9 protein-coding genes and 2 pseudogenes are annotated in these 9,835 nt (G+C 47.0%); 2 read left to right on the forward strand and 9 right to left on the reverse strand.

Features of this window, described 5'->3' with window-relative positions; genetic code table 11:
• Positions 1-400 precede the first annotated feature (400 nt).
• Together HUX64_RS17945 and HUX64_RS17950 are read right to left on the reverse strand one after the other, a co-directional pair.
• Positions 401-1,327: a YfdX family protein gene (locus HUX64_RS17945; RefSeq protein WP_174627567.1), complete on the reverse strand. Its 927-nt coding sequence runs from the start codon at positions 1,325-1,327 to the stop codon at positions 401-403.
• A gap of 665 nt (positions 1,328-1,992) precedes the next feature.
• Positions 1,993-2,379: a GNAT family N-acetyltransferase gene (locus HUX64_RS17950; RefSeq protein ID WP_246247123.1), complete on the reverse strand. Its 387-nt coding sequence runs from the start codon at positions 2,377-2,379 to the stop codon at positions 1,993-1,995.
• A gap of 530 nt (positions 2,380-2,909) precedes the next feature.
• Here HUX64_RS17950 and HUX64_RS17955 point away from each other — a divergent pair.
• Positions 2,910-4,001, forward strand: coding sequence for a Gfo/Idh/MocA family protein (locus HUX64_RS17955; protein ID WP_174627568.1), 1,092 nt, complete (start codon positions 2,910-2,912; stop codon positions 3,999-4,001).
• 811 nt (positions 4,002-4,812) lie between these two features.
• Positions 4,813-6,573, forward strand: coding sequence for a B12-binding domain-containing radical SAM protein (locus HUX64_RS17960; RefSeq protein ID WP_174627569.1), 1,761 nt, complete (start codon positions 4,813-4,815; stop codon positions 6,571-6,573).
• Positions 6,574-6,799: 226 nt separating this feature from the next.
• Here HUX64_RS17960 and HUX64_RS17965 read toward each other — a convergent pair whose 3' ends face one another.
• The 7 genes and pseudogenes from HUX64_RS17965 to HUX64_RS19955 all read right to left on the reverse strand — a co-directional run.
• Positions 6,800-7,219 (reverse strand): DUF6756 family protein, encoded by a 420-nt coding sequence (locus tag HUX64_RS17965; RefSeq protein WP_174627570.1) that lies wholly within the window; start codon positions 7,217-7,219, stop codon positions 6,800-6,802.
• A 370-nt stretch (positions 7,220-7,589) separates the two neighbouring features.
• Positions 7,590-7,799: pseudogene (locus tag HUX64_RS19950) on the reverse strand (DUF4160 domain-containing protein).
• A 159-nt stretch (positions 7,800-7,958) separates the two neighbouring features.
• Positions 7,959-8,090 carry a type II toxin-antitoxin system HicA family toxin gene (locus HUX64_RS17980; protein ID WP_281355353.1) on the reverse strand — a complete coding sequence of 44 codons (132 nt, stop codon included), beginning with the start codon at positions 8,088-8,090 and terminating at the stop codon, positions 7,959-7,961.
• Positions 8,091-8,169: 79 nt separating this feature from the next.
• Positions 8,170-8,376 carry a type II toxin-antitoxin system HicB family antitoxin gene (locus HUX64_RS17985; protein ID WP_174627571.1) on the reverse strand — a complete coding sequence of 69 codons (207 nt, stop codon included), beginning with the start codon at positions 8,374-8,376 and terminating at the stop codon, positions 8,170-8,172.
• A gap of 79 nt (positions 8,377-8,455) precedes the next feature.
• Positions 8,456-8,833 (reverse strand): hypothetical protein, encoded by a 378-nt coding sequence (locus HUX64_RS17990; RefSeq protein ID WP_174627572.1) that lies wholly within the window; start codon positions 8,831-8,833, stop codon positions 8,456-8,458.
• Between the two features lie 535 nt (positions 8,834-9,368).
• Entirely contained in the window at positions 9,369-9,641 is a 273-nt protein-coding gene (locus HUX64_RS17995) for a PIN domain-containing protein (protein WP_217426609.1), read from the reverse strand.
• 80 nt (positions 9,642-9,721) lie between these two features.
• Positions 9,722-9,835, reverse strand: a pseudogene (locus HUX64_RS19955) (IS1 family transposase); the annotation flags it as partial.

Genomic DNA, 9,835 nt, shown 5'->3' on the forward strand with positions numbered 1-9,835 from the left:
AAATTCTACTTTGGCTGTGGTACAGTTTGTCATGGGCAGGTCCTTGTTCGAATTCAATCTAAGCAACTGAATTTTAACAAATATAAACGGACTTGCCCGCTTTTATTGTGAGATATCCGGGCTAGCGTCGTTCGCCGGGAAAGCCGTACAGTTGACGCTTTGACTGTCCAAACAAGCCCCCGTTGGGCATTGGTGACGACCGCCTTTTTCGCGCAACGGTGCGCGCAACAACTTGTGTAAACGCTCCCAGGTTCGGTTATGGCTCCAGCAGTATAATAAGTGGGCTTTCAGACAGTTCCAGGCCCCTTCGCTCAGATTGCTGGGATAGCGTTTCTTACGTTGGTTTGTGTTTCTGACAAGCCATTCCTTGGGAAGTGAATTAAGACCATTCTATCAGCGTTTACTTTATGGCTCGTGTGAGCCTGTTTTTCAAGTCAGACAGAGTCTGCTTGATTTTCGCCCAGGTTGATGCTGACTTTTCGGAATGTATCGTTTCTTTAATTTCATCAATTGCCGTATAAAGCAGCTTGTAATCATCTTTGCTGCCGTAGCCCAGCAACTGCGCCAGTTTTAGATTTTCTTTTGCTGCATCAGCAAACTTTAATACTTCGGCTCTGCTTTTTTCCTTAGACAAATCTTCTTTGTGTTCCAATTCGGATGCAACGGTTAACAGTTCTTCGGCATGCAGTAAGGGTAAAGGGATGATTTCTGCTTGCTCAATCAGGGTATTTAAAACATCATCCAAAACCACCGCTGCCTCATTTGCTTTTCCAGCATCGATTAGAGCTATCGCCTTTTTAATAGCTGAAGGATAAGTGCCAAGCGGAATACTGACCGTGGTGATTCGCATTTCACTCGCCAAGCCATCCAATATTTGTCTGGCATCTTGCAGTTTTCCATGATCAAGCAAATTATCAGCTTGTTTAATCTCTTTTTTGACGGTGTTCCCATCGCCCTCAAAATCAATAATATCGACCTCTATATCAGCAGTCACTAATCTCAGAGAAGGATTTTTTTCCAAAATAACCCCTAATTTTTTAGATACGTCCTGCAATAGTGAAAGAGCCGCTTTGGAGTCCTTTTTTTCTAAATCTATCAGAGCTTGTTGAGTACCGGTTATAGAATCCCGGGCTTCAGTGACAATTAGCTGGCTTTTTTCGGCCAACAATTTGCGCCTGATCGTTAAGGAATTTTTATCCTTATTCACGAGTGATGCAACCGGACTTAGTTTTTTTTCAACATCTTCAAGCGCATCTACGGTAAAAGGAATTGATGAAAACAAAATCAACGCAGTGTATGCCGCCATTTTATGAAATCTTTTTTTCATGATTTTCTCTTTGCTTAGTTAAAGTTAAGTTTCTGTCATAGTTATAAGGCTGTTCACGGCTATTTTTTAAGCGTTGTTTCCTTTTGTTAACACATAAGTATCAAGCTATTTCTATGCCATAAAGTAAAAATTAAAAAACATCTATGAATTCAATAGGTAATATTTATATGAAATAAAATTAAAGAGCTTTGTATCAGGTTGAAGGCTAATAAGAACCCATTTGCCAGGGTTCATTACAACCGGTTGTTGATTTTTTTTTTGTGAAAATGAGGTTTTATTATTCGCTAAAGTAGCAATCTTTTATTTTGGGAGAATTCCGCTGGTAATTTTATCGGAAGCGGACACTCAAAAATTTGAATTTCGTTGGATTTTGGACTGGAAATTTCGGCCAAAAAGAGACGATCAAGAATTTCGATGGAATGGCGGGTAAAAGCCAGAGAGCCGCCATTCAACACCTGAGTTAAGCCGACTTGCGTAGTGGAGGGAAAGCTATGGCATGCTTTTTTGCCATGGCTTTGGGGGAACGAAGCAAGTTCGGCTTGAATGAATTGTTAGACCTCGGCCGCAAACGATTCATGGTACAAAACGGTGCCGGACGGCACCGAATTGTTGAAGGCAATGGCCTGGAAGTACTGTGCCGGCACATGCGGCAGCGCAAGCGATGGCTACGCTCTGAAGCCGAAGCGCGAGTAGTAACTAGGCTCGCCAAGGACGACGCATCCTGCCGCGCCCAGCCTACGCAGTTCCGTCAGCGCGTGCCCCATGAGTTCAGAGCCAACCCCGTGCCTTTGGCGCTTCGGTGCCACCGAGATGGGTCCGAGACCGTACCAACCCTCCGCGCCACCCGAGATGGCTATGGGCGACACCGCGACATGCCCAATGACCGAGCCATCGTCATCTGCAACAAGCGAGACAGCTAGCTGACCGGCGTTACGCAGCGCCCTGACAATGAATTGCTCCGTATGGCTGGAGTGAGCTGCATTCTGAAACGCCGCGATAGTCACGGCCTCGATCGCTGCGACGTCCGATGGGCTTTCCTTGCGGATCTTCATGATATTTGCTCCAAGGGCTAACAAATTATTATCTAAGTCTGGATATTTACACTTGAACTGTCTGGGTTGCCAAACTGAAGTATAGTAAAAAAGACGAAGAACTTGATTGACCAGGCGGGATAACCTGCATAATTTTCACGCTAAACAGGTCTGGATAACTTCAATACCTGTTTTTGCAACTGACTTGCCCAAGCAACTCAGCAGCTGGCCGCTATACGGCTAATTATTGCCCTTCAAAAAATCCGAGTGAAAGACTGCAACGGGTCGTTTCTTCCCTTTTTGCAATGTCCTTCCGAGCTTCAGAAAGCGGTTACTTGTCGAATGAAAATATATCGGACTTCAGTTCGGTCCGAATAGAGGTGGTTAACCCCATCAAAATTGACAAGCTGCCAATTTTTTTATACTTTTCACTTAACTAAAAAGGCTATTTATGTTGCTGACGGGAGCGGAGTGACTCCTTTTCAATCCTCATTTGCAGTGCCTTAGGCAAAATCTGCATGGTGTGCCGCTTTATTTATCGAGGACTCTCTATGAAACCACAAACTCCTGCCCGTCGAAGATTCATTAAGCAAGTGATTTTAGGCGCCAGTGCTTTATCGCTTCCACGACTCAATGGCCTCGCTGGGCCTGCCAAGGAGCGTCTGGGCGTCGCCCTGGCGGGGCTGGGTCAGTACAGCGCCGACCTTCTAGCCCCGGCCTTGCAGCGAACGAAGTACTGTTATCTTGCCGGAATTGTCACCGGGACACCCGCCAAAGCCGAGCAGTGGCAACGGCAATATGGCATTCCTGACCGGAATATTTATGACTATCCATCGATCGATAAGATCGCCAGCAACCCGGACATCGACGTCGTCTATATCGTGCTGCCCAATGCCCTGCATGCGGAGTACGCCATCCGCGCGGCCAATGCCGGCAAGCAGGTCTGGTGCGAAAAACCGATGGCGCTGACGGTCAATGAGTGCGAAGCTATGCTCAAGGCCTGTCGGGATAACAAGGTCAAGCTGGCGATCGGCTATCGCATGCAGCATGAGCCCAATACCCAGGCAGTGATCCGCTTCGGCAAAGACAGAGTCTATGGGCCGCTCAAATCGATATCGGCTGCCGCCGGATTCTACTACAATCGAACCGGCCACTGGCGGCAGAAAAAGAGCATGGGGGGCGGCGCCATGTATGACATGGGGGTTTATTCGCTGCAGGCCGCGCGCTATTGCAGCGGTGAAGAGCCAATAGCGGTGACCGCCCGACAGTCGACGACTCGTCCGGTAATTTTCAAGGATGTCGACGAAACGATGACCTTCGATCTCGAGTTTCCAGGCGGCATCAAGGCGCAGTGCCAGACCAGCTTCGCGATGAGCATGAATTCCCTGCGCGTGAACTGCGAACAAGGCTGGTATCAGCTGGAACCCTTCCAGACGTATAGCGGTATCCGTGGCTCAACCAGCGACGGCAAAACATTAGACGCCTTCCTGAACAGTCAGCAAGCCAGGCAAATGGATGACGATGCCTTCGCTATTTTACATGGTCAACCTCTGCTGGCGCCTGGCGAGGAAGGACTGCGCGATATTCGGGTCGTGGAGGCGATATTCTCATCAGCGAAAACCGGTCAAAGGACAGTGATCTAAAAGGCGGTGGAATACCAGCAACCTGTGGGCACTCCAGCCACAGTAGACAAGCTTACTTGACAAGCATGCGGAGACAACTGTTTTTTATCGACAAACTCTTTTCCGCATAAGATAAAGGCCAAAGCCTGTCACTGACAGAAGTCGATTGAATTGCAGGGGAAGGGACGCGAACGGGCCACAAGCGGGCCCTGGCATCTACCTGTTTCAAATTTTGAGAATGCCAAAAGCAGCCTGTCAAATAACTATCCAATCTATTTAATTCATTTATTTTGAAAGTCTATCTTTAAGTTAAAAGAGGGCAAAAACAGCCCTATAGTAATTATCGATATACCCAGCGCTGGATAAAAGAAGCGTTGGTCGCAGAAAAATTACTGGATAAGAGCTATAAAAACGTTGAGCTGACTCAACATCGAAGCAAAAATAAAAAGCGCTGTCATAAATCTGGAAGACATCGAGACATACCGAGCCTGAAGGGACACCAACACCCCTATTGACAGAATAATGATTGGTCAGTAAACACCGACAAATTGATAGTGAAACGGTAGCGGTGATTGGGAAACTGCCTCAACAGGCCGAACTTTGTTGAACAAAAACTCTATTACGACCTCATAAGCGACACGGGTCATTGATTCATCCGGCTGAGGAAGCAACGGCTAACCATCCGTTCTACAGGGCATCGTTATTGAGTCGCGGATTCAAAAGATCAGTTTTACCAAACCGGCAGGACTAATCTGAATTATTTAACAACGCCCTACAGCACCGGGATGCGGGTTGATTTCCCATGAGCTGAATTTAAAAACCTGGACATCGAATGATTATCAAACCGCAATCGAGCCATACCCATTTTCATTTCGCAATGATCAAGCCTTCCCATTACGATGACGATGGCTACGTCATCCAATGGATCCGTTCCGCAATCCCGTCTAATTCACTGGCCGTTATTAATGGTATTGCATTGGATTGTGTTGCCCGTCGCGTACTGGGGGAAAACGTCGATATCAAGCTCAGCGCCTATGATGAAACCAACACCCGAATCAAGCCTGCAAGCATAAGCAAACGCATTGAAAAATCCGGCGGCTTCGGCTTGGTTGCCTTAGTGGGGGTGCAGACCAATCAGTTCCCCCGCGCGCTGGATCTTGCCCGTCAATTCAGGGCTGCAGGCATCCAGGTCGCGATTGGCGGTTTTCATGTCAGCGCTTGCTTGGCTATGTTGCCGGAGTTGCCCGCCGATCTTCAGGAAGCACTGGATCTCGGCATCACTTTATTTGCCGGCGAGTTGGAAGGTCGTCTGGACACCCTGCTGCAGGCGGCTTATCGCCGGGAGCTTAAGCCTTTGTATAATTACATGAATGATCTACCTGGGTTGACGGGGACTGTTACGCCGTTTCTGCCCAAAAAATTACTCAAATGGACAGCCAATTCGCGTACGACTTTTGATGCTGGCCGGGGCTGCCCATTTTTGTGTAGTTTTTGCACCATTATCAATGTACAAGGCCGGCAATCGCGTTTCCGCAGCGCCGATGATATAGAGCAGATCGTTCACGCCAATTTAGCTCAAGGCGTTAGCAATTTTTTTATCACCGATGACAATTTCGCCAGGAATTTGAATTGGGAGGCGATATTGGATCGCTTGATCAAGCTGCGCAAGCAAAATGGCTTGCGGATGAACCTCATCATCCAGGTCGATACGATGTGCCATAAAATCCCGGGTTTTATCGAAAAGGCTGGGCTGGCAGGTGTCAACCGGGTATTTATTGGTCTGGAGAATATTAACCCGGAATCCTTAAAAGAGGCTCGCAAAGGTCAGAATCGTATCACAGAATATCGCACCCTGTTGCAGGCCTGGCATCATATTGGCACAGTCACTTACGCTGGTTTTATCCTCGGTTTCAGCCACGATACACCCGAATCCATCGAGCGCGACATCAAGATCATTCAACGTGAATTACCCATTGATATCCTGGAATTTTTCATTTTAACGCCGTTGCCAGGGTCGCAAGATCACAAACAATTATATGAGCAAGGTGTGGTCATGGATGCGGATATGAATAAGTATGACCTGGAACACGTCATCACCGAGCATCCCCTGATGTCTAAACAACAACTAGCCGCTACCTATCGCCGAGCCTGGGATATTTATTACACTCCGGAACACGTAGAAACCATTCTGCGCCGTGCCAAAGCCTGGGGGTGTGATCTCAGGTCGTTGATGCATAAACTATTGCTATTTTATACCTTTCCCAAGGTGGGAAACATCCACCCACTGGAAGGCGGGCTGTTTCGGCGCAAGTACCGGCGGGATCGCCGTTCCGGATTAGCCATCGAAAAGCGAATGGCTTTTTATAGTCATTATATCAACAGCAGTATCCGCGAACATCTGCAGTATTTAGGCTTGTACCTGAGCTTTACACGTATCTTAAGGCGGGTCAAAAAAGATGACCGAGCCTATACCGATATGGCATTGAGGCCGGTTGAGGAAGGCGATTTTGATGAGCTTGAATTATATTCAGTATCGGCTGCGGCGCGGGCGTCGGTGGATAAAATCAGACACTCAAGGAAGCGTGCTCAGTAGTCCTGGAGGGCATGCAAAACCGGGGAGGCAGTCAGAGGCGATCTTCGTACAACGAGGTATTTTTTGAACACATGCGTAAGTAAATAGTGAAGTCGAACAGGTTTGGTGATTTTTACAAAAATTAAATCAAAGAGATTATGACTTTAGATCCTCGTTAATCACCTTATCCTAACCAGACATTAGCTAAAATCAATTAAGGCAGTGAAGAACGGCCATCAAGAGAGCGTCATAAAATTTCTGTGTAGTACTGGTCTTCCTGAAAGCGGGCATTCAACGTTTGAGCTGAGCCGATCGTGGAGGCAAGGCCGTGAGGGTTCTCGCAGATGAGCCTCTCCATCTTCTTCTCGACTATGTAGTACTCAAACGCGGGACACTCCTGCAAGACTGCGGAAACTGTGCCCTCGTACAGCCAGAAGTTACCTATCGTCTTGTCGCCTTCATCCTCGGCAACCAACCAAACAGATTCGTCTTGCCGAAGGAGACGCCGGATGAAAGCGATTGGGTCTGGCGGCACCGTGTAGGCGACAGGCTCCTTCAGCCCCTCCCGCCACCACAGCCGTAAGATTGCATCGTTCGAATAGTTGGTTCGTTCAGCAAAGATTCCCGCCAGGATTGCCCGGAAGCGGTGGGGCTCGACCAAACGCATCTTGGTCTCGAGACCGAGCTTCTTCTAATGAGGCGGTGATCCAATCGCGGGTGCTCATGTGATGTCTAATGCCAGCGCTCAGCCGCGAGGCTTTTTTGCGTCGGCTGCAGCGCCTTGTTGTGCACTCGTTCGTTGACACTTGTCATATACAAACTCAGGGTCCAGATCGATTCCTGAATCCCATTCTATAGTGTCAAAGGCAACGCGCACTCGCTTGAATGCACTGCGATCCTTTAGCCGCCGAAAAACACCAAAATCCAGAAACGGCTTCATGTCTAAAGTGCCACGCTCGCATTATCAAAGTCGATAGAAAGCATATAGTCTTCAGTGGGTACCACATCCTTTACTGACGGATACATACTCTTGCCTCCTATTGAAGCGGCTGAATCTTGAATGGATCTTCACCATTCATCCCCAACTCCCAATCGGCGATCAACTCATCCTGATGGAGTTCCGCCCATGCCAAGACAAGTTTTGTCTGCTTTCTTGGCAGGTTGCCTTAAATTAATTCGCATGTGCGAATATCCACCGTCGCCTTATGCTCGCCGTAATATACATGAAAATGCGGAGGCGGATTCACTCGGCGCGAAGTACATTCGGATGATATTACCGTAGAACATTGAAATTGTTGGCATAGCTGTTACTCAAATTTAATCAATACTCTGCGGACTTGGTAGTCCTTGGCGCACAACGCAAAGCTCAGCCGCGTAGCGTTAGCGGAGTCGACTGGAGCGCATGGTTAAGCATGGAGCGCCGCAACGAATTCATCGGTGGAAATACCAGCCTGTTTCAGAACCCCACTCAGTGTTCCAGCTTTTAGTTCGAGGTGGTTTGGCACGACGCAACCCGAGGAACCTCGCCGCATCACGATATGGCTACCGCTGTCGTGCTACTACGAATCCCAATCGTTGCAATGTCCGCACAACCTCTGCCCCGACACAACCGGCAATTTAGGCAGGTTCCGATACTTGGAATGAGGTTAGCAAGGGACGTCCAACGATGGTAAGAGGAAATTCTTCAAGATAAAGCTCGGTTGCCTCGCGCAAATTGATCAATGCTTCCTCAACGGTTTCGCCTTGCGTAGTTGTGCCGGTTTCTGGATTAAAGGCGATATATCCCCCTTCGAGAGTTGGCGTTAAAACTGCTGATAATTCCATGAATTTTCTCCGTTAATGACGTGGGGAATTGAAGAGCTTAGACAAGGATAACTTGCCTCAAGAGTCAAGCTGAATTCGATTATAAATAACTGACACTGTTTTGCTCAATTTTTATATGTTTACGCTTTTGAAGCTCATGAATAATAGTGTCGATATCCGAATCTGAAACGCCGCCTTGGAATTGAAACATTGATTTTATTGAATTGACTAACGTCTTTTTCTTGCTCGGTTTCAATTTCAAAAGCCTTTCAACCACGTATCCGATGGTGTCAATTTCGTCAAACACCTGTTTTTCAGTGATTTTTGGACATTTTGCAGTAGCTTCTGATTCTGATCGATTTTGCGGGTTTGCATTCTCTTCTTCCTTTCTTGCCATTTGTATTAACAATTGAGCAAGGCGTAATTTATCCCTATAACTAAGTTTTTCGCATGCAAAAGCTATTACATCGTCTGTCATTTAATTTCTGTTCCCTCTTTAAAAGCTTAACAAATGATTATATAGTTTCCGCTTAATTACCCTATTTCAGGAGGGTCTGCAATAGAATGGTGATTTGTTGGATTTTTTGTTTCTGTATATCATCTAATGTTAAGTTAACCCTCACTTTTAGAGGATTTGTTGTGCTTAGGGTTTCTAATGACATCGCCACTTTATTCGAATCAGAATTGCCGCACCCTAATATTCCGATCCACCCCCGGCAAAGATGTTGACATTGGTACCCGGTACCAATGATTATCATCGTTATCACCTGCAGGAAGTCCCTGTGCAAAAAGCGATCAAATTGGCGGTCCTGGTTGGAGCTGGCCACCCAGTACCCTCTTCGTTACTATGGCAATCCGAGTAATTTTTATTCTCTGAATGGATTCAGAAACCGAACGCCGGTACTTTCGAAATCTTTTATATTTCGAGTCACAACAGTAAGGTCGTAGATTAATGCGGGTGCGGCAATGAGTTTATCAAGCGCATGTTGAGGGTCTGGAACTCGCAGTTTTCCTCATATCCTGGCGATTTCACTATCAATGCTGAGAATGTTGTCCTGGTAATGAGCGAGGATGGAATTTAACCAGTTTTCCAGGAGGTTGCCTTGCAGGGTATCGCTGCGATGAAATATCAAATCAACGCCTCTTTGTAACTCGCCCATAGTGATTGATGAAATAAAGAGCGGAGTATTATCATGGCTGGCGGCATCAAAAAATTGGCGAACACCCGCATTTGCCTTCTCGCCTTTTCTGATTTCACTGATGACATGGGTGTCAATCAAATACATGAGGCGCGCTGGTATTATCGTTGACCCGTTGAAAATCCGTATCAATACCGGCAGCAGGTATATTTGCCAGGTATTGCTAATTAACTATAGATAATCTCATTATTTCTTTTAGCCATCAGAAGCCTTACGGAATATTCCAACATCTTTTGGCACTTGCTGTAGCATTTTGACTTGCGGCGCAACCTGGCAAGGAA

It is taken from the genome of Candidatus Methylobacter favarea, assembly GCF_902806695.1.
GTDB lineage: Bacteria > Pseudomonadota > Gammaproteobacteria > Methylococcales > Methylomonadaceae > Methylobacter_B > Methylobacter_B favarea.

Excerpts from the sequence above, each read along its gene's own strand:
- HUX64_RS17995 (WP_217426609.1), bottom strand. The coding sequence starts at position 9,641 with ATGTATTTGATTGACACCCATGTCATCAGTGAAATCAGAAAAGGCGAG.
- HUX64_RS17950 (WP_246247123.1), bottom strand. The coding sequence starts at position 2,379 with ATGAAGATCCGCAAGGAAAGCCCATCGGACGTCGCAGCGATCGAGGCC.
- HUX64_RS17945 (WP_174627567.1), bottom strand. The coding sequence starts at position 1,327 with ATGAAAAAAAGATTTCATAAAATGGCGGCATACACTGCGTTGATTTTG.
- HUX64_RS17990 (WP_174627572.1), bottom strand. The coding sequence starts at position 8,833 with ATGACAGACGATGTAATAGCTTTTGCATGCGAAAAACTTAGTTATAGG.
- HUX64_RS17955 (WP_174627568.1), top strand. The coding sequence starts at position 2,910 with ATGAAACCACAAACTCCTGCCCGTCGAAGATTCATTAAGCAAGTGATT.
- HUX64_RS17965 (WP_174627570.1), bottom strand. The coding sequence starts at position 7,219 with ATGCGTTTGGTCGAGCCCCACCGCTTCCGGGCAATCCTGGCGGGAATC.
- HUX64_RS17960 (WP_174627569.1), top strand. The coding sequence starts at position 4,813 with ATGATTATCAAACCGCAATCGAGCCATACCCATTTTCATTTCGCAATG.
- HUX64_RS17985 (WP_174627571.1), bottom strand. The coding sequence starts at position 8,376 with ATGGAATTATCAGCAGTTTTAACGCCAACTCTCGAAGGGGGATATATC.